Consider the following 19543-nt stretch of genomic DNA (forward strand, 5'->3'; position numbering starts at 1 on the left):
TGGAGGCTTGCTGTTTGACGTTTCTAATCCGTTGAGGTTTAGCCCGGATCACGCTGAACGCCCAACGGAGCGAACGGAACGATTACGGACAAGCGTCAGCGGAGCGTTGTACAGAACCTTCGCTTAGACGGTACTTGCGGGAAAATGGGATGTGCCCGGCCTTATTTCAAGACATAAGGCAGTTCAAAGGTCCACAGGTCCGTCCCATTCTCCTTGGAGTCCGGCCGGTCTACACCAAAGTCATTGTCGTTGACGATCACTAGGGTATGACCATTCACCAGAGAGATGCCTTCGACTTTCTCGTTCGGATACTTCAGCTCTACGAGATCCAGAATCGTTCTCTTGCCAGGAGGGACAATGCCCGCCTTATCGAATTCCTCCGTGCTGAGCTGCTCCAGTGTCTTCCCGGCTTTGGCGGTATCGTCATACTTGCCGAGGATATTGGTCGCCTTGGACAAGTCGATCTGGTAGATTCGCTTGAGCTGGGCTTTGTCGCCTGCGTTCTTGTCACGCTCGTCAATCAGCAGCGTGTTCTCATTAATGACATTCAGGTCGGAGATAACAATGTCCGACTGCTTCAAATCCTTGAACTGCTTAGCGTCTTCTGCCATGTAAGCATACTCGGCAACTGGCTGCAGCGTGGACAGATCGAGCTTGAGGATTCGAAGCGCGCGTGAATTGTCGACATTCTTGTCCGGATTCCGAAGTGGACTCTGCATGGCCATGAACAGCCATTTCCCATCCGGAGTAATGCCTACGGCTTCCGCTCCCCGGTTCTGGCGGCGGGTGAGGTAAGCGGCTGGAAGAGCATCCTTCAGCGGAAGCTCAGGCGTATTTAGCTCGGAGGAGATGCCTTTGGGAGCGAGACGCTGCAGCAGGGTGCCGTCCCGCTTGACCTGCACAAGATAAGGGCCGTACTCATCGGAGATCCAGAAGGTATCATCCTTCGGGTTATAGGCGAGGCCTTCCACATCCAGTCCATACGGATCGTAAGCAATGACATTGGCTGCGGCTTTGTCGTAAGGAACTTCATCCCGTGACTTGAGGTTCGGCAGCCCGGTAATGAGGTTCGAGCCGGTCACCGGATCTTTGCCGTTAATCTTCAGCGGGATGGTGCCCAGAACCTTAATCTGGCCTTGAACCAGCTGGATTTTGTAAATGGTAGGCGTATAGTTCGGCAGCGGGAAAGTGCGGCGTGTAGTGCCGTTCACATCAATCTCCCCATTAGGGCCGCGGTCTGCCGTCGTGTAGAAAATATCGTCCGGATCCCCCGGAATATGGGCAAGGGAGGAGCCGATCCCGAACTTGATTCCTGGAGCCAGATCCGGCTGGCTGAGCGTGTATTTGCCGGTAAGCTTGGGCTTAATGGTCAAGGTAACGCTCGTGTGAGCGGCATTCCAGTCTTCATATGTACTGATGGTGGTGTTCTGCCCATTAAGCATATATGAGAGTTCCGCAGCTTGGGCTGTGGAGGACAGAACTGGGGCGCTTCCAACGCAGAGAGCGGCGATTGCTGTGATAAGCCATTTTTTTGATGACGACATAAGTTAAGAAACCCCTTCCAGAAATAAAATTATCGGCATCAGCCGATGGATTAGATCTATTCTAGTGTTGTTATATTCGCGGAATGTATGTAATTCGTCTGACAGGTGTAAAAACGTAAAAAGAGCATAAAGAGAAGGGGCTCTTCACGCCCATCACATTAGTTAGAAGTAAGCTTATTCAATATGATTCGCCGAGGATGCCGGAAGTAAAGTATAGTAGGAGTAGCTGAAAATATATCCCAGGAGGCTGAAGCTATGTCACAGGAGATCTGGATTAACGTGCCGGTTGAAGATGTCGAGAGGTCAACTGCTTTTTTCAATGAGATTGGATTCCAGGCGGCGAGTGTGGGTAACGAGAGAGCGAGGCTTGTCATAGGCGGGACAACGATTATGCTGTTCCCTGTTGCGACGTTTGAGAAGTTCACAGGTTCAAGTGCCGCGGATACTTCCCATAGTGCAGAGGTGATCTTTTCCATTGGGGCTGAGAGTAGAGAAGAAGTAGATGGCTTTATTCAAAAAGTAGAGTTAGCCGGAGGGAACATCTTTGGCAAGCCGAGTGAAATTGACGGCTGGATGTACGGCGCAGGATTTGCCGACCTGGACGGTCACCGCTGGAACCTGCTGTACATGGATGAGAGCAAAATGCCAAAACGCTAATACGAAAACACCGGTCACCTGCTTAAGGTTACCGGTGTTTTTTTACACAACCTTAATTAGGAATTAACACATGTTTTGAACTATCCTGCCCATCAAGCATTATCCGTTCGTACCTTAATATAAATGGATCGTTATTACTTCCACTTATTTAAAGGGATTAATCGAATTAATCTAATCACAAAGAATATGAAGACTATAAATAAGATGAATATTCTATCAAAATTGGGAAGAACCCTCTCGTATGCGACTTTGTTTTGCTCATTAAAAAAAGTGAATTTCTCATAAAAAAGATGATATTGAATATAGTGTCCTCTGCCAGAACTATCTAATAAAGCGAAATCCTTTAGTTGAAATGTAATCCAGCAAGAAAGGAGGTATAGGAGTAAAAGAATAAATATAGTTATAAATTGTTTCATGCTAACCTGCCTTGGCTTGTCGTATTTTGCGCAAGTTGAATACTGTTTGATTCCTCATCGTCCCTAAATCCATAAGCCAGCTCATGCACCCTGATATCGACGCGTTACGGAACCAGGTGAAGAGGGAATCAGGGGATCGGGAACGGCATGGTTATGATGCATGAATCACATTCGTTTTTCTGCTACAATAGGGTTCGAGTGATTAATATCACACCACGGACTGAGACATAACGAGATAAAGATGATTACATACAGAAATGGGAGGATTTAAGCATGAACGTATCTGAGGCAATTCGAAATAGAAGAAGTATTGGAAAGGTGAAACCGACTGACATCCCGGCCGAGTCCATTGAGCGAATCCTGGAAGCGGGAACGTGGGCTCCGAATCATCGCCTGACAGAACCTTGGAAATTCTTCGTGCTTAGAGGTGAGGGCCGCGGACTGCTCGGAAATGCGCTAACAGAGATTGCGCTGGAAAAGTTCGAAGACACAGGTTCACCAGAATGCCTGAAGGCCTTGGAATCAGCCAAGAACCAGCCGCTTCGAGCGCCTGTCATCATTACCGTGGCTGTAGCGCCAGTGGATAAAGCAGGAGTCATTGAGCTTGAAGAGTATGGCGCCGTCTTCGCCGCCATCCAGAACATGCTGCTGGAGATTCACAGCTTGGGTCTGGGAGCTGTATGGAGAACCGGAGCCCCGTGCTTCAGCCCGATCATGAATGAGCACTTCGGTCTTCGTCCGCAGGATAAGGTGCTCGGGTTCATCTACCTTGGAGAGCCGGAGGTAACCGACCTTCAAGGCAAACGGACTCCATTCCAGGAGAAGACCGTGTGGGTCGATACTCCGGAGAAGCTTGAGGTTCAGGAGTAGACAAGAGTAATATTCAGAAGATCACTCGGGTAATGAGAAGGGGGTGTCCCATAAGCCATGTAATGGCAACGGGACACCCCCTTAAATCGTTAATATGCACGTACGCGCCGCCTTGTAACTGGCCTATTCGGCATGAATTGCTGAATGCCTGATATATTCAGAATGGATTAACGATCTGGCGTTTCATTACCATGACGTAAGTTCTGTTCTTTTCCAAGAGTCCTTGGCGACACAAATATAAATATAATTGTCATCCCATACGATATCTCCAACATTGCCTGGGGCATGTGCGGATTCTGGTGTGCTCGAATTCCGGATACGAATGCGGTCACCGTTGACATCCAGCTTGCTCTCCGGCGTTGTAGTTCCTATTCCGACATTTCCCTTCTGTCTGCTAATCGTCACCGCACTATCCATCGCCTTGCCCTGGTCATCGTAGCGAGTAATATGGAAGTCCGCTCCTGCATTGCCGCCCTGTTCCCCGCTGCTTGCCCGAAGTGACCAGAGCGGTGTCGTTACGTTGTTCGTATCATTTTTGGCGAATTGGATAACTTTATCTTCTTTTGAGGCTATCCGAAGGATCCCGTCCATCACGTTGAAATTGGAGGAATGAGTTCGAATATCCGCCACGTCGGTATCATAAGGGATCTCGAACCGGGTGAACAACTCATCCTTATGCTCGCCTGTGGGCGACATCGTTGTTTCAATCGAAATGTGCTTGTGGTCGTGCTGCTCAGGATTATTCGCCTTATCGTGTGAGATGATGGCCGTCTTGTCAACACCCTTCTCATCGGCCCAGGCAATCGCGGGCTTGGCTTGAGCGGCGGTCCACTGCAACCGGATCAAATCCGACAAGTGCCCTTCAGCAGCGATCCATTGTTTACTCGTGGACAGGTGAATCCGTTCATTCTCGGGCAAAGCTAGTCCGCCCCCTGGCAAGGAGGATTCCGTGAAAGAGGAACTTGCTGAGGAGCTCTGTGCCGCGCCAAAGAGTTGACAGCCTCCAAGGATGCTAAGACTGGCTGCAAGGAGGGTCAGGGAAATCCATTTTAACAACTTCATTTCATAATTCTCCTTTTTCAAACATTTTTAGACTTTACAATAGAAATGATTCTATTATTCCACATAAAAGGCAATAGGGAATTGGGATCAAGTATGTATTTATCCAAATTATGTAAGCGTTAGCAGCGGGGGTTTTTTTAGGGAAAAAGCCTTATAAGAAATCATTAAATTGATAGCTGGCGGGCAGCTACTCGCTCATAATCAATGGAAGCCGGGTGCATGGATTGTAAAAGACAAACAGCAAGTCTCGGGGGTAACCCGGAGACTTGCTGTTTGTCTTGGTTTCTATTGTTGGAATAGGGATTACAGGCTGTCTCCATTTCAAAGAAAGACCGCTTGGGGGACAGCTCCGTTAGGCTTCGTTCCGGCCCGTTACCTTGCCTTCAAGCGGCAGAAATCCTACTCCTCTACCGCCGTCACTTCAAACACCGGCAGCGATAGAGACTGCTGACCTATATAAACATCCTCATTCTGGCTTGCGAGTGTACCTGACACCGTCACTTGGCCAGCAGACAGCAGACTGTCCGACTTAAGCAGAACATAGCTGTCGCCCAGCTGGGCCAGCGGCCCGCTGTCCGTGATGCTTACGATGCTGCAGGTGAACCGGACCTTCTCGCCTTGATGCTGGAGCAGCTCATCCACTGCAATATCCGCATATTCGGATTCCGTCTTGGTCTCCTGATATTCATAGCTGCTGCCCGTCCATACATATCGGGCATTTTGGCCAGCTCCTGCCCCTTCCGGGTTCTGGACGAGAAGACTTCCGTCCTTATCCACCTGATAGCCATCCGCTTCCAACTCAAACAGCTTGTTCAGGCTTCCAGCCTCTACCGCGTAAGCCGCATAGGTCGCTTTGCGGGTCTGGGAATCCCCTTCTACCAGCACAACCGGCCTGCTGCTTGTACTGAGCTTCCTCTCCATGGAGAGGCGAAGAATCTTGCGGCCCTGCGGGAAATCACCGGTAGATACAAGCTTGATCTGACCCGCGGCATCCATCGCCGCATAGTAGATCCGGCCGGTATCATCCGATCCGGCTGCGTACAGCTGCGCCCCGTAACTGCTGCTTCCGCCAATCACATTGGCGTAATTCTTGCTGCTGTCTGCGGCCTGAAGCAGGCGGATTGGATCGGCCTTGGTCCAGGCCAGCTTGGCAGCGGCAACCTCCTTGGACGTATCCCGGTACCCCGCAACCGCTTCATACAGGGCAATGGCCTGCTGAAATTCCCCGCGGGCGACCATTAGCTTTGCTTTCTTCAGCAATCTGCTGTACTGCGTAGAAATATAGCCGGTTAGCGGCGACTTCACCTTGGCAGACTGTACAAAGTTCACAAAGTCGCGGCCGTGGGAGGCGAAGGCCGTGTAATTCTCAGTCTTGAGGTCCGAACGGAGCACTTGGTCGGCAAGGGACTCAGCTGTCTTTTTGACCCAGGGAGCCTCTAAGCCTGCATCCTTATAGATATTCCTCATGGTCAGAGCCTCGTTCAGCATACTGGTGAAATTACCCCCGGCAGACAGCTGGGTCAGCTTACGGGTATCGTACTTCTTGAACGCTGCTGACAGGCTGGCCAGACGCTTGGCCTCGCTCCCATAGTAAGGCACGGGAATTTGCAGGAGCTTGCTCCGGAAGGACTCGTCCTGATAGGTACGCTTCTCCAGATTATCGTTCATCTGGGTGATGAAGTGTTGTTCGAACTGCTTGAATTTATCCAAAAAATGATCCGTGACCTTGTATCCGGACGAGATTTGCTTGTAATAACTGCTATATTGCCCGCCTGTCTTCATATACTTATTACGTAAGGTAGACAGGTCGCTGTAGCACTGAAGGAGCTTAGTAAAATCCGCATCCGAGTCAGGACTAGCGGACTGGGCCGCTTCATCCAGTCCGGCGAGCCGGCTTTTGATCTCGGTAATCGGTGCAAGATGGCCTAAGCGGGCGTTGATCTCATCCTCTTTGTACTCAATCCAGCGGTTATTCCTGGCTTTCTGGTACCACTCTTCCGCCTGAATAAGGTCTTTCTTCGTGTAAGCGCGCTCTGCTTCAGTGATCCAGGCCAGCTTCTGCTGGATGTAATAACCTTTCACAACAAGTAGAACAAGCAGGGCCGAGCAGAGCACGATGAACAGATTACGCAGGGTTAACTTATTTTTGATCGTCATTAGATATAGCCTCATCGCTGTTGTCCAGTTGATTGGGCGGATTGTTGAAAATCAGGGTCCCATTGATATTTCGCATTATAAATTTCAGCCACTTCCGAGGCGAGATAGCCAAGCTGCAGATGCGGATCACCCGTAACGATCCGGAACAGGCGCAGGAAGCGGTCTTTTGGCAAATCCCGCGCATATCTGCGTATGAATTCCGGGTAGAGCACCACGTATCTTTTCATCCGGACGATAGCGCCCACGGTGGCCGCCAGAATATCCCGTCCGTTCGCCATACTGAGGAACTCCGGCTCGTGGTCGAGGACGTACAGCAGGGTGCGCTCCTTAATCAGCTCGGGCTTAATCTTCGCAATCTCGCCGATATATTCAGCCAGTCCCTCATCGAAGTCGAACAGCAGCAAAGACTCGAGCTGCAGATCCATATCTCTGCGGAGCACAAAAGTACGGAGCAGCGAAATCTGCTGCAGCCGGTTGCGGTCACTGTTCACGAGGGTTCCTATTTCGCGCAGCATCTCATAGGCTAGCCGTTCATCCTGCTGTCTCATGCTGATCGCGGCTTCGATGTTCAGGCGCAGGCCGTCAATCAGCCGCTGCTGCTCCTTCTCGAACCACTTATGCAGCCTGCGCGGGGCTTCACTCTGCGTCATCTGTCTCTGTACGAGCCAGAGCAGCAAGGTAAGCACGATTCCAGATCCGAGGCAGATCGCAATCTCCTGAAAGGTTGTGCTGAATAGAACCCCCGCCAGCGTCAGGAAGAGCGCGATTAGCCGCTCGGTCTGCATGGAGCGTTTGGTCAGCCGAAGGGCCATGGTGTCAACCGGTATGAAGGAGGATCGGCCGCAGCTGAGGCATTCTTTTTCCCATAGGACCGTGAAATTGAGGCAGTTCTTGCACACCCTGAGCCGCTGGTAGGCATAACGTGTTCGCCTGAGGGGGCGGATCTGAACGGGGACCTTCTTCATGAGCGTTCCCGCCTGTCGTTGATGATGGACAGCACCTGCCGGTCAATTTCCTCTCTGGGAAAAGGGTGCCTGCGATGAGAATAATAGAGAATCGTGCGGATGAGCACAAAAAGAAACAAAATTCCAATACATCCGTATGCAATCATGACAAGGATCCTTTCTATCCTGGATGTGATCTGTTTTCCGTCATTATAAAAGGGTTCTGGCGCTACTTCAAATAAGTAGAGTCACGCCCTTGCCGCTGTGACATCCAGGTTTGAACTTTGGGGTGGTAAATTATATCATAAAGTCATAGATTTGGTAGAATTAGTAAGGAACATGTCTCATTATAGTAGACATTTGTCTTTTTAACGCTATCTTAATATCTTCTTAATAAAATCTTAAGACCTGTTCCATAGAGTAGAATTATTCCGATTTCAAGTGAAGGGGTATCCTTATGCTTCCAAGACAAAAATTAACGTTAACGCTGCTGCTCGCGCTCTCCCTGCTGATTCCTCTGACAGGCAATCTTCAGGTCGCTGAAGCCGCCCAGCAGTCTTCACAAATCGATGCGGTTCTGGTCGTGGACGACAGCAATTCCATGAACAAGAGTGACCGGAACAAAATCAGCAATGAAGCGATGAAAATGTTCATTGATATGCTCTCTGCCAAGGGAGATAAAGTAGGGGTGGTCGCCTATACGGACCGCATTCAGCGGGAGAAGGCACTGCTCGAAATTCAGTCCGCTTCGGACAAAGACGACTTGAAGCAGTTCATTGACGGGCTTGACCGGGGCTCCTACACGGACATTGCGGTTGGTGTCAAGGAAGCCGTTAAGGTGCTGCAAAATGGCGCCGATCCGTCCCACGAACCGATGATCGTTCTGCTGGCCGACGGAAATAACGATTTCAACAAGGCTTCCGGCAGAACCCAGCAGCAGTCCGATCAGGAGCTGAATCAGGCTCTGGCTGAGGCGAAGAAAGACGGAGTTCCCGTCTATACCATTGGTCTTAACGCGGACGGTAAGCTGAACAAGGCGGCTCTAGGGGAGATTGCCCAGAAGACCGGAGGGAAGTCTTTTGTAACCGATACGGCCGATGATCTGCCCCAGATTCTGAGTGAAATCTTCGCTAGCCACTTGAAGCTGAAGATCGTTCCCATCCAGTCGATTACGGCCAATGGGAGCTATCAGGATGTAACGGTCAATGTACCGAACGCGAGCGTGCTGGAAGCCAACATTTCGATTATGTCTAGTAAGCCTGTTGAGGCGAAGCTGTATGATCCGTCGGGGAAGGAAGTAGCCATTCCATCAAGTGATGTGCTGGTGTCGAAGTCGAAGACCTACTCCCTGATCAAGCTGCTGAAGCCGGATCAAGGGAACTGGAAGCTGAAGGTCAAAGGGGTAGCCAAGGACAAGATCGATATCAACCTGGTGTTCAACTACGATATGGAGCTGGCCATGGATCAAATCCCGGCCAAGACCTACAGCAAGGGCGACAAGATTGACATCAACTCCTACCTGATCAGCAACGGGAAGAAAATTCAGAATACAAGTCTTTATCAAGATATGAACGCCGTGCTGGTTGCGAAGGACCTCGACACCGGCAAGACGACAGAGACGAAGCTCGGGAATACCGGGAATCACTTCAGCGGTACCTTCGAGATCCCGGACAAACATGCTTACGAGATCAAAGTCAGGGCGGAGGAGAAGAGCTTCTACCGCGAGACGCCTCCCGTGAAGGTCAGTGCGAAGCCGGGCGGGGCAAGCGCAGGGGCGGGGGCCGCAGCGAGTGCGAATGACCCGGACAAGAAACCTTTTCCAACCTTAGCCGTTATTCTGGGTGTAATCGGTCTTGCCGTGGTCTTGGCTGCACTCTACTTCCTGCTTCGGATGTGGAAGAAAGCGAACCAAGGCTTTGTCGGTCAGATCGTCATCGAGATTCGGGACGAGAACACGGGCGAGAAGACGTATCCGCAGTATAAGAAGCTGGCAGCCTTCAAAGGCAAGTTCAATCTTCACCAGCTGCTGCAGCTGGCGCCCGAGCTCCGGGAGACGGAGAAGATCATCTTCACTCCCGGCGCGAACGACCGGATCGTGCTGAAGAACACCAGCCCGAGCACCATCGAGAAGTCGGGCCGTGCGATCGACGCCACCAAAGGCCTTGAACTCAAAGGCGGCGACCGCCTGACCATCCCGCTGATCGGGGTGGATAAGACAATCTTCCTCGAATACTTGGTGTGAAATTAGAACTGTTGAAGGGGCTGCAGTGGAGTCACGCGCTGCGCGGCCGGATCATTCTTCCGATCGCTGTTGTCCTCTGATTTCCTGATTGGATTCTAGTGGTTGAAATCAGAGGACAAAGGCGAGCGCTGGCGCTTCTACAGAACGATTCCGGCCTCTCCGCTGGGTGCGTGATGGCAGCTCCTTCAAAGGCTCAATTTAACAAATTTGTTGTTGGGCAGGGGGCGGTGCTGTAGGGAACGAGCCCTACAGCACGTAGTAGAAGGGCTTGCACTGGAGCCCGCTACGGCCGGATCATTCTTCCGATCGTTGTTGTCTCCCGATTTCTTGATTTTATTACCCGCAGGGGTAGAAATCGGGAGACAAAGACGAACGCTGGCGCTTCTACAGAACGATTCCGGCCTCTCCGCTGGGTGCGTGGTGGCAGCTCCTTCAAAGGCCCCGTTTAACAAATTTGTTGTTGGGCAGGGGGCGGTGCTGTAGGGAACGAGCCCTACAGCACGTAGTAGAAGGGCGAAGGGCGACCATACATTAAAGACTTTGTATGTCATGGTGATGCTTAGCTGCAGCAATTACTTCCTTACGTACCTGCAGCGAAGACCCGATTTATGATTAAGGGTCTGAGAGGAATGCAGGGGGCTCTACAATTTTTGGGTCACTGTAAAGATTGATGGGAGAAAGCAGACGATCAGCTCCCTTTCAGGTTCGTTTGGTAGTCTTAGGGACGGCTAAGCCCAGTGTGAAAGGAGAGTTGAGTTATCAGTTGAGATCTCATAACTCGATTTTAAATAAGTCTGTCGTTATATAAATTCGATTGTTCTAATTTAGTTGCTTTGCAATGTATTCTGCTCCAGCATTCACATAAATGGCACAAGCCCAGCGGAGCGGATGGAATCGTTCTGGAGAAGCGTGAGCGGTCGCCTTTGTCAGCGGATTTCCACTTAGAAAGTGGACAATCAAAGAAATCCGCTGACAACAGCGATCGTAAGAATGATCCATCCGCGCAGCGGTCTTTACCGCACTATTAATTTATCGCTACTTAACGAACTCAAATTCGGAGCAAGCGGAAGAAAGCTGATCTGCTCCGACCACTTAGGGGGTCAACATATGAAACCGGTAGTAAGAGAACATATTCAGCAGCTCGACGTATCACTGGGCGGAGGGATCGTCAGCGAGAAGATCCGCGTCGATACCATCGACAACCCGATCCTCATCATCGGCCTGGGCGGAACGGGGATCGATGCCCTGCTGCGTCTGAAATATCAGATTAACCGCAGATTCAAGCTGCCGGAGGATCCGATCTCGAAGAAGAGACAGGAGAAGCCGAACAACGTCGAATTCCTTGCTTTTGAGACGAACGAGCAGGACCGCGGCAAGCGTTACAAAGGCATCGGCCTCGATCCGATCAACGAGTTCGTGCTGCTGTCGAATGCCGAGATCGGCGGACTGCTGCAGAACCGCAGCATCCTTGAGCCTTACATTACAGACTGGCTGTCGCCGGAGCTGAGCATCACCGACGGCATGAATGGTGCCGCAGGGGTGCGCCAGGCGGGGAGACTGCTGCTTTTTACGAAGATTAATCAGGTGGTTCAGGCCATTGATAAGAAGATCAAGACGCTGTCCGTCGGCACCAACAAGAAGCTGATGGTGTTCCTGCTCACGGGATTGTCCGGGGGTACAGGCAGCGGAACGTTCCTGGACATTGCCTATATTGTCCGCGGCATTATCGAGAGGGATCACGGCTCGGCGGGGATTGACCGCGTCAATACGCTGGGTTACCTGTTCACGCCGGATATTAATCTGGCAAGCAAGTCCTTAAGTGAGCATACCCGTGAATATATTAAAAAGAACGGCTATGCCGCGCTCAAAGAGCTCGACTACTGGATGAACGTGGACAGCCGCGGCGAGCGGTTCCGTCAGCAGTACGGGAATATTCTGACCGTGAATTCCCCGCTGCCGCCGTTCAATCTGTGCCATCTGATCTCGGCCACGAATACCGAAGGCAAGCTGCTGGAGAACGCGTATGATTACTGCATGAACGTCACGGCAGAGAACATCACGAACTTTATGGCCAGTGAGGAGAAGCAGTCCGGCGAGGAATTCGCCATCCATGATTACATCAGCAACATCCGCACGAATATTGCGCAGATGAACAAGCTGTATCCGGCCAACTATGAATACAACATCATCGGGGCCTCTTCCGCAGTCCTGCCGATTGAGGAGATGACCACTTACCTGGCTTTCCGTCTCTTCGGCAAAATGGAAAAAATGTTCGAGAAGGCGCCAACGCAGGATGACGTAGAGAAGTTCGCCCGCAAGCTTGGCATCGACCTGGACACCATGATCAAGACGTTCGAGTCCCGCGTACCTGAGCCGCTTCCGGGCTACCAGAACAGTGAGCGCCTGAGCTATAACAACGTGGTTAAGCAGCAGGTCGTCAATATGGACACCGAGCTGGAGCAGAATTTCCTTACCCGGGCCCGCGAGGAATACATTAAGGCGAAGAAGCAGCTGCCGGGTGAAATTGCAGGGCAATTCACGGATCAGATTCGCAGATTGTTCCTGCATCCGGAACAGGGTCCGTTCTATGTCTCCCGTCTCATCTATACCGAGAAAGGCTTCAGCCTGCTCAAAATGCTGCTGTCTTACATCGAGACGCTCCGCGAGAACCTGACGCGGATTCCACGCGACATTGAAGCGGCCAGAGACCAGTCGGACGAGAAGCTGGGCGATGCCAAGAGCGCCTTCGTGTCCAAGGACAAGAAGAAGAACGCCTATATTGAAGCGAAGATTAATGAATATTGGCTGCATGCCGATGTGGAACGCACGGAGCAGATGATTGAATTTTACGAGGACCTGTACGATCTGCTGAACAAGGAGAATACCCGGATTTACAATGTGTTCACGGAAATTTTGAACGCGCTGAATTCGATTTTTTCCAAGAACGGAGACATTCTTCTTAACGGGGAAGAGCAGGAGGATCACAAAGGGAACAAGACGTACTACTGGAATATCGTCAGTGTGCCGGACATCTCTCAAGTGGTGGGCAGCCTCATGGAATCGAAGGATGTTGATGATCTGATCCGTGATTTCTCGCAGGAGCTGCTGGATCACTCCAATCAGTGGATCAAGGAGCAGGAGATTGACATTGTCAGCTCGATCAGCGAGTTCCTGACGGATAAATTCGGGGACCTGATCACGAAGTCGATGGAAGATTTCTTGCTGATGAAATACGGCCAGGATGAATCGATTGAGAAGTTCGTGGAGCGCAATATCGCCAGCAAGCTGGATGATGAGGCGGTTCCGGTCTTCCATTTGAGCAACAGCGCGGGCAATCTGTACTTCCCGTCCTGGGGCTTCGTGTCGGTGCCGGTTCAGGCGCCAAGCATCCTCAAGGGGATTAAGAATTACCAGAACAATGCGGTGGGCAAGTCCCATTTCACGGTAAAAGAAAGCGAAGTCAAGAACCGCATCTTCTGGCTGAATACGAAGAACGGGGTACCGCTCTTCGTCTACACGCCGCTGAAGGTCTATGAAGAGAGCTATGAACGTACGATTCTGGACAAGGAAGGCATCGGCCGTCACCTGGTGCAGACCGACAAGACGAACTGGACTTACCTGCCATCTCCGATTCCGGAGAAGTCATGGGGTGATGTGTATGCCAATCCGCGGGTTCAGGCTTACAACGCCCGGGTACGTCGCGAATTTGATGAGGCGCTTGATCTGAAGATCATTGCGGAGAAAGGGATAGACCAGAACACAAGCAACCGGTATGAGGTTGTTCTGACGAGACCGTTCAGCTTGTCTGATGTGCTGCGCGCATACGATATGCAGGTGTCTTCCAACAAGCCGAACCTGGGTGAGGTGAAGCGGGCGCTGGGCGAGTTGAAGCGGCTGCTGTCCCAGGGGCTGGAGCGCGAGGGAAGCAGGGATATTTTTGGCAGCATTAATGAGGACATGGCCAAGGAGAACCTGATCCGTTCACCGGAGCTGATCACCCGCGTCCGTGAGGAGCTTGCCAAGTACAAGGCGATTCAGGAGCAGGCAGCTGCTCTCGAAGCCCTGCTCGGACAGCATCAAGACGAAGAGAAATGGCTGGATCAATTCATTGAAGCTCTGTACACTAGCACGATTACGAAAAAGGGCGCTTTGTACGTATATGATCGTGACGAGGAGGAAGAAGCCTGGGAGCCGTTCGCGAATCTGATGAAAAGCCGGAATTTTGCCGAGTTCGAAGTGTATGGCAGCTTCCGGGCCCTGGACGAGAAGAACCGCAGTACCCTGCTGCGCAAGGCGTCCCGCAGAGACGCAGAGCTGACGGCTTCGGAAGACATTACTCCTCTTCTGTCCAAGCTGGATGAGCTGTATGAGACTTTCCTGGATGCCAGGGACCGGCTGGAGTATGAACGGGTGGAGCTTGCGAACGGAGAGGAAGCTTACCAGTTCTACAAGCAAATGACCACCAAGCTCAGCGATATTCGCAGAAGGTTGAAATAGCCTATGAGACAATTACTGGAACAGTATGCGGCAGATTACGCGGCGGCTGAGGAAGGTCTGACCGGCAAGCAGGATGACCAGAGCAGCATTCATTATCCTGCGGTCTATCTGTTCATTGGTGATAAGGTCGCGGAAGCCATTGAACCGATCATTCGCATTCACGATAAGAAATGGGATAACAGTGCAGGAGTCATGTATTTCCATCTGACTTCACAGGAGGGAGCGGCGGCAGGGGTTACGGCCGCCTTTTCCCCTTCTTATGGGGAAGGAAGGGGAAAAGGCGGAGAACGAGATGGAGTAAGAGAGCGAGATGGAGTAAGGGAACTAGAAGGAATAAGAGAACTAGGTGGATTAAGAGAAGTAGATGGTGTAAGAGGACTAGATGGTGTAAGAGGACTAGATGGTATAAGGGAACGAGAAGGAGCACGGAAGTGGGAAGGGGAACATCCACGGGTTGTACGTTACCGCGTACCCCGCATCAAGTCCGGGGAGCCAGAGATGAAGATGAAGGCCCTTCGGCCGGATACGTACCGGGCCTTTTATCAGGAGCCAGGCTCCGTGCTGGAGTTAAACCGGGCGCTGCGCCGGGTTAGCCAGCGGATCGCCGACTACGGGCGGTTGTACTCTTCATTCGATCGTATTCATCTGTCTGTCATCACGCAGGCGGGGGATCCCCTGAACGTGTTCGTACCAGAGGTTACGGTGCTGGCGAATACGATCTTCGGCCAGTCTTTCAAGTCGGTACAGACCGACCTGTTCACCCTGATCAGCGAACGGGAAGATGCGGAGGCGTTCGGGTACAGCGGAGCTGCGGGGATCGCTTTTCTGCGGGAGCTGGACATGATGCAGCAGTCTGATTATACCTTCTCGGCACCGCTGCTGATGACCGAGGATGGCCTCTCCATCCCGGTTACACATCCGGCTTCTCCGCTATTTGACCTGGTCTACGTGCTGTCCGACAAGAACGAGCGCGGGGTCAGCTCGCCCGGCGGGCTGCGGGATAATGACGAGATTATCTCCCAGATCAGCCTGCTGAAGAACCGCCAGAAGAAGGATCCGCTGTATGACTCGGTCTCGGGTGCAGCCTACAATAATACGAGCTTCAAAAATAACATCATGACCGAATCCGGCCGTCAAGGCTACGTCTCCGCCGGTTTCTCCAAGGTGAAGCGCCCGAATGAGTCCATTGCGCTGACTGTGCTTTACCACTTCTACCGGCAGCTCATCCTGCGGATGAACGGCCCGCTGGAGTGGAAGAACAGCGACAAGCTGAGCTTCTTCGGCCTGGACCCGGATTCGCTCGCCGAGCAGGCGCAGCGGATCGTGCCGGACGAGACGCGGTTGGCCGATATGAACGGCATGATGACCCACGGGGTCAGCTACTCTTCCTTGAAGTCGATGACGCTGCGGGAGGCGGAAGCGGCGCTGCTCGGGGATGGCGGCGAGCTGTATTTCCAGGGCAACTATGTTCGCGAAGCGGATAGAGCGCTCGCCGCGCTCCGGCTGGATGAGGAACTGGAAACCGTGGTCCGCAGGAGCCGTGCTCTTCATCCGCAGGTGGGACTCTTCCACCTGGCGGAGTGGACAGATGAAGCAGGCGGCTCAGGCAGCCTGCGCGAAGCTTACCGCTCACGGATCCGTGAGCTGGCGGGGCAAGTGGAATCCGCGAAGGCGGAGCTGGTCCAGACCTATCAGGGTCTGGTGCAGGATCAGCCCTTTCAGCGGCTGCCGATGATGGATAAGCACAATGTGCGCAGCTTCATCCGGTATTTTATCGACCATGTCTATGCGCTTAGGCTGTATATCCTCCGGCTTGAAATGGAGCTCAAGCTGGCCCGTCAATACGAGGCGGTTCTCGATCTTCTTCACGACCGCTTCAGGAAGATAACCCGGCAGCTTGAAGAGCTCGAAGACACACTGCGCAGCAGCGCGCTTCGGAGCATCCGGATGGCTGACGACTACATCGGCCAGAACATCATGGAGTATTATGAACGGGTCACCGCAGAAGTCTTGAGTGAGCTGGAGGCGCGGCGGGGAGCGGACATTCTGTTTCAGGACCGATATATGGGAAGCCCTGCCGATATGCTGAATGGCGGCATTCACGGTCTGACGGAGCGGATGATCGCGGTATGCCGCAGAGATATCCTCACCAGTGAGCCGTTCTCGCAGACGTTCGAGGAGGAGCTGCTGCGGCGGGCCAATGTAACGATTGAGTACAACAACAAGCAGGTGCTCTCCAAGGATGAGCTGTTCAAGAAGCTGTATCGTACCCTTGAAGAGCATGCCGTGATTCATGTGCGGCTGTTCGATTACACGCATGAGCACCGATATGAGGAGAAATATTTCTTCGGGGATGCGGGCAGTGAATTCATGCGGTACGCACTGGGCGCGGATGAGACCTCCCGGATCTACAAGCTCGGCATGGTACATGAGAACCGGAGCAGCGGGGTCGAGAAGCTGTGCCTGATGGGCGGATTTCACCTGGAGGATCTGATGTTCTATAGGAATGGGAGAGTCTACTACGAGACTTATATCCAGAACGGATATGAGTTCCACGCCACCAGTCCGGAGCGGCTACCGGAGCTGCGGTAACGGTAATCCAGGGATGAAAAAACATCGGAGACAACGCTGATTATTTATCAAGGGATGAAAAAACATCGGAGACAACGCTGATTATTTATCCAAGGATGAACAAGCAGCGAAGAGACAACGTTGATTATTCATCCAAGCATGAACAATAATTTGAAAGTAGCCACTATGTTTCCACAAGGAATGAAAAAACAGCGGGAGTGGATTGCTAGACTTACATTCAGGGATGGAAAATAGGCGGAGGGCAGTCGCTATATAATTTAGGCTTTAAGAATTGCTTCTGGCAAGAGTGTGAAATGATTCTGGAGAAGCGAAGCGCTCGCCTACAAGCTTTCTGAAAGAAAGCAACATCGGAAGCATCATCTTTGTGCCCGGATTTCTACCTTATATAAATTTAAATAAGAAATCCGGGCACAACAGCGATCGGAGGAACATTTCATACGGCTGCCTGATATACATCAATTATTCTAATTCACCTTTGCAACCGCTAAGTTCTTTGCGAACCGGATGACATATAGAAAGGATGCATGCCTACAATGCAGCGTAAATTCAATCTGCTCTTAACGTTGTTCAGTCTGATCGGAGGGGTAATCGGCTTCGCCATTGGGGAGTGGCTGCTCGCTGAACTGGGCGGAAAGTGGCCGAATCTGCTGATCATAGGACTGTATTTTGGGATCCTCGCCCTGTCGGTGGGACTCTCCTGCCTGATTGCGGAGATGATCCTGCCGCGCCTGAACGGAACCTCATGGCGTCAGCGCTATGTGGATGCATCATGGAAGCTGCTTGTGCCTGCCACACTGGTGATGCTGTTCGTGGTATCCCTTGCGCTGGAGTTCGTCTATGAACTGAACGGGGGAGGCGTAAAGCAGGTTAAGGACATCGCCATGGTGATCGACAGCTCCGGGAGCATGAAGCAGAACGATCCGAAGAATGACCGTTATGAGGCGGCCAAGAAGCTCGTAGACAAGATGGATGGGGACAAAAGAGTCGCTGTCATTACGTTCAACGATGGTGCCAATATCATACAGCCTTTCGTCCGCCTGAGCGATCAGGCTGCGAGAACCGGGGTTAAGTCTGCCATCGATTCCATCCCTGCAACGGACGGGGGAACCAACATCGGGCTGGCCTTGACGGAGACGATGAAGCATATCACAGACCAGAGCGAGGGCGGTCAAGGCACGATGGTTATTTTGCTGTCTGACGGGGTAAGCAGCGTGGATCTGGACAGCACCTTGGCCGAATATAAGAGCCGTCATATTGCAGTGAATACGGTAGGGCTGAATCTGGTCGATTCCAGCGGCTCCAATCTGCTCCAGACGATTGCTTCGCAGACAGGTGGAAGCTACAGCGATGTGTCCAATGCGGGGAATCTATCCTTCGTATTCCAGCAGATTTACGATACCCTTGGCGATCGCACGTTGGTCACCGAGCGCACGGGTCCTGCTGCAGACAGTATCTACTACGCAATTGTGCGAATTGCAGCCCTGCTGATTATTGGCGTTGCGCTGGGAATTGCCCTCGGCCTCATGTTCGACAACCGGTATTTGGCGCGCAGCTTTGGGATTGGCGGCGCAGTCTCCGGGCTGCTGGCCGGGCTTATCCTTGAGCTGGGCCTCAGCGGCCACGAGCATACGGATGTACTCTGCCGTCTGACGGCTGATGTGGTGCTTGCCGCTGTCATCACGCTGTTCGCCTGGATCGTGCCGATCAAGGAACATTACCGCTCTTCCGGCGGAAGACCGTATGCCGGACGGACCCGGGGCGCTGAAACCTTTGCCGGGCGGCCGAATGATAATCGCAGCAAGGGCTTTTAATCAGCTTGAGCAAGAACATGGTAAGGCATAATTATCTTTCTTGAGTTCATTCCATACGGACAAATAAGACATCTAACACGAGCTACAGGAGGCGAAAAGCATGCGGTTGATCGATGGGGATGATTCATCCGCCCCGGTAATCAGCGAAGTGACCCACCGGGTGGATGAGGACAGATGCACCCTGCGCTGGCGCTGGCCTGAAGGCATTCAGTCTGTCTATATTCATAAAGCACCTGTGGGGCCTGATGCTGGCCTCTCCGAAGAGCCCCCGCCGCTCAGCGCACTAAGGCTGTACACTCGCGACGAGTATAAGGCGAGCAATGGATACCATGACCGGATCCAGGAGATCGGTCAGCTGGAGTATACGGTATTCGCCGGCTGGACCGAGCAGGGCGAGGTCGTCCTGGTCCGCCAGCGTGACGGCAGGAATCGCACGACAGCCAGTATAGGCAAGGCGAGAATCTATTATTCGGTCCGCGAGAAGAGTGGGCTGTTCAGCAAATACAAGACGGTACAGATTACGGTGACCTCCGAGGTCCCGATTGCGAAGGATGTGCTCTGTTATGTGAAGAAGCAGGGCGGCTATCCGGCAAGCAAGGAGGATGGAACGGTTTACCCGTTCGTCACTCCATTTGCGGCAGGCAGAAATGTACTGCCTGTCATCGAAATCGGCAAGCAGGATCATATCCGGCTGTTCTTCACGGACGGACCCCGATACGGCCATACGTATGAACTGATTCCGGAATAACAG

The 19543-nt window shown here is 52.2% G+C and carries 11 protein-coding genes; 7 read left to right on the forward strand and 4 right to left on the reverse strand.

What is annotated here, in order from left to right:
• Positions 1-161: 161 nt before the first annotated feature.
• Complete coding sequence (locus ACEN86_RS02135; RefSeq protein ID WP_495632739.1) at positions 162-1544, reverse strand: esterase-like activity of phytase family protein; 1383 nt, start codon at positions 1542-1544, stop codon at positions 162-164.
• A 255-nt stretch (positions 1545-1799) separates the two neighbouring features.
• Between ACEN86_RS02135 and ACEN86_RS02140 the strand changes: the two genes are divergently transcribed.
• Both ACEN86_RS02140 and ACEN86_RS02145 read left to right on the forward strand, forming a co-directional pair.
• Positions 1800-2201, forward strand: a complete 402-nt coding sequence (locus ACEN86_RS02140; RefSeq protein ID WP_495632740.1) for a VOC family protein — start codon at positions 1800-1802, stop codon at positions 2199-2201.
• Positions 2202-2890: 689 nt separating this feature from the next.
• A complete protein-coding gene (locus ACEN86_RS02145) occupies positions 2891-3487 on the forward strand; it encodes a nitroreductase family protein (protein ID WP_495632741.1) in 597 nt (198 codons plus the stop codon).
• A gap of 186 nt (positions 3488-3673) precedes the next feature.
• On the opposite strand, the gene ACEN86_RS02150 is transcribed toward ACEN86_RS02145, so the two are convergent.
• The 3 genes from ACEN86_RS02150 to ACEN86_RS02160 form a co-directional block, all read right to left on the reverse strand.
• Positions 3674-4549: a hypothetical protein gene (locus ACEN86_RS02150; protein ID WP_495632742.1), complete on the reverse strand. Its 876-nt coding sequence runs from the start codon at positions 4547-4549 to the stop codon at positions 3674-3676.
• 399 nt (positions 4550-4948) lie between these two features.
• Positions 4949-6706 carry a hypothetical protein gene (locus tag ACEN86_RS02155; RefSeq protein WP_495632743.1) on the reverse strand — a complete coding sequence of 586 codons (1758 nt, stop codon included), beginning with the start codon at positions 6704-6706 and terminating at the stop codon, positions 4949-4951.
• A gap of 11 nt (positions 6707-6717) precedes the next feature.
• A complete protein-coding gene (locus ACEN86_RS02160; RefSeq protein ID WP_495632744.1) occupies positions 6718-7671 on the reverse strand; it encodes a hypothetical protein in 954 nt (317 codons plus the stop codon).
• 436 nt (positions 7672-8107) lie between these two features.
• On the opposite strand from ACEN86_RS02160, the gene ACEN86_RS02165 reads away from it, so the two are divergent.
• The 5 genes from ACEN86_RS02165 to ACEN86_RS02185 all read left to right on the forward strand — a co-directional run bounded on the left by ACEN86_RS02165 (position 8108) and on the right by ACEN86_RS02185 (position 19540).
• Complete coding sequence (locus ACEN86_RS02165; protein WP_495632745.1) at positions 8108-9892, forward strand: vWA domain-containing protein; 1785 nt, start codon at positions 8108-8110, stop codon at positions 9890-9892.
• Positions 9893-10999: 1107 nt separating this feature from the next.
• Positions 11000-14389 carry a tubulin-like doman-containing protein gene (locus ACEN86_RS02170; RefSeq protein ID WP_495632746.1) on the forward strand — a complete coding sequence of 1130 codons (3390 nt, stop codon included), beginning with the start codon at positions 11000-11002 and terminating at the stop codon, positions 14387-14389.
• Positions 14390-14392: 3 nt separating this feature from the next.
• Entirely contained in the window at positions 14393-16981 is a 2589-nt protein-coding gene (locus ACEN86_RS02175; RefSeq protein WP_495632747.1) for a transcription initiation factor TFIID, read from the forward strand.
• Positions 16982-17514: 533 nt separating this feature from the next.
• On the forward strand, positions 17515-18792 hold the full coding sequence (locus tag ACEN86_RS02180) for a vWA domain-containing protein (protein WP_495632748.1): 1278 nt from the start codon (positions 17515-17517) through the stop codon (positions 18790-18792).
• 100 nt (positions 18793-18892) lie between these two features.
• Positions 18893-19540 carry a beta-mannanase gene (locus tag ACEN86_RS02185; RefSeq protein WP_495632749.1) on the forward strand — a complete coding sequence of 216 codons (648 nt, stop codon included), beginning with the start codon at positions 18893-18895 and terminating at the stop codon, positions 19538-19540.
• Positions 19541-19543: the final 3 nt, after the last annotated feature.

It is taken from the genome of Paenibacillus sp. Paensp111 (genome assembly GCF_059492195.1).

Bases quoted from the DNA above. Each gene is read 5' to 3' on its own strand.
- ACEN86_RS02180 (WP_495632748.1), top strand. From the start codon at position 17,515: ATGCAGCGTAAATTCAATCTGCTCTTAACGTTGTTCAGTCTGATCGGA.
- ACEN86_RS02150 (WP_495632742.1), bottom strand. From the start codon at position 4,549: ATGAAGTTGTTAAAATGGATTTCCCTGACCCTCCTTGCAGCCAGTCTT.
- ACEN86_RS02140 (WP_495632740.1), top strand. From the start codon at position 1,800: ATGTCACAGGAGATCTGGATTAACGTGCCGGTTGAAGATGTCGAGAGG.
- ACEN86_RS02145 (WP_495632741.1), top strand. From the start codon at position 2,891: ATGAACGTATCTGAGGCAATTCGAAATAGAAGAAGTATTGGAAAGGTG.
- ACEN86_RS02135 (WP_495632739.1), bottom strand. From the start codon at position 1,544: ATGTCGTCATCAAAAAAATGGCTTATCACAGCAATCGCCGCTCTCTGC.
- ACEN86_RS02155 (WP_495632743.1), bottom strand. From the start codon at position 6,706: ATGACGATCAAAAATAAGTTAACCCTGCGTAATCTGTTCATCGTGCTC.
- ACEN86_RS02165 (WP_495632745.1), top strand. From the start codon at position 8,108: ATGCTTCCAAGACAAAAATTAACGTTAACGCTGCTGCTCGCGCTCTCC.
- ACEN86_RS02185 (WP_495632749.1), top strand. From the start codon at position 18,893: ATGCGGTTGATCGATGGGGATGATTCATCCGCCCCGGTAATCAGCGAA.
- ACEN86_RS02170 (WP_495632746.1), top strand. From the start codon at position 11,000: ATGAAACCGGTAGTAAGAGAACATATTCAGCAGCTCGACGTATCACTG.
- ACEN86_RS02160 (WP_495632744.1), bottom strand. From the start codon at position 7,671: ATGAAGAAGGTCCCCGTTCAGATCCGCCCCCTCAGGCGAACACGTTAT.
- ACEN86_RS02175 (WP_495632747.1), top strand. From the start codon at position 14,393: ATGAGACAATTACTGGAACAGTATGCGGCAGATTACGCGGCGGCTGAG.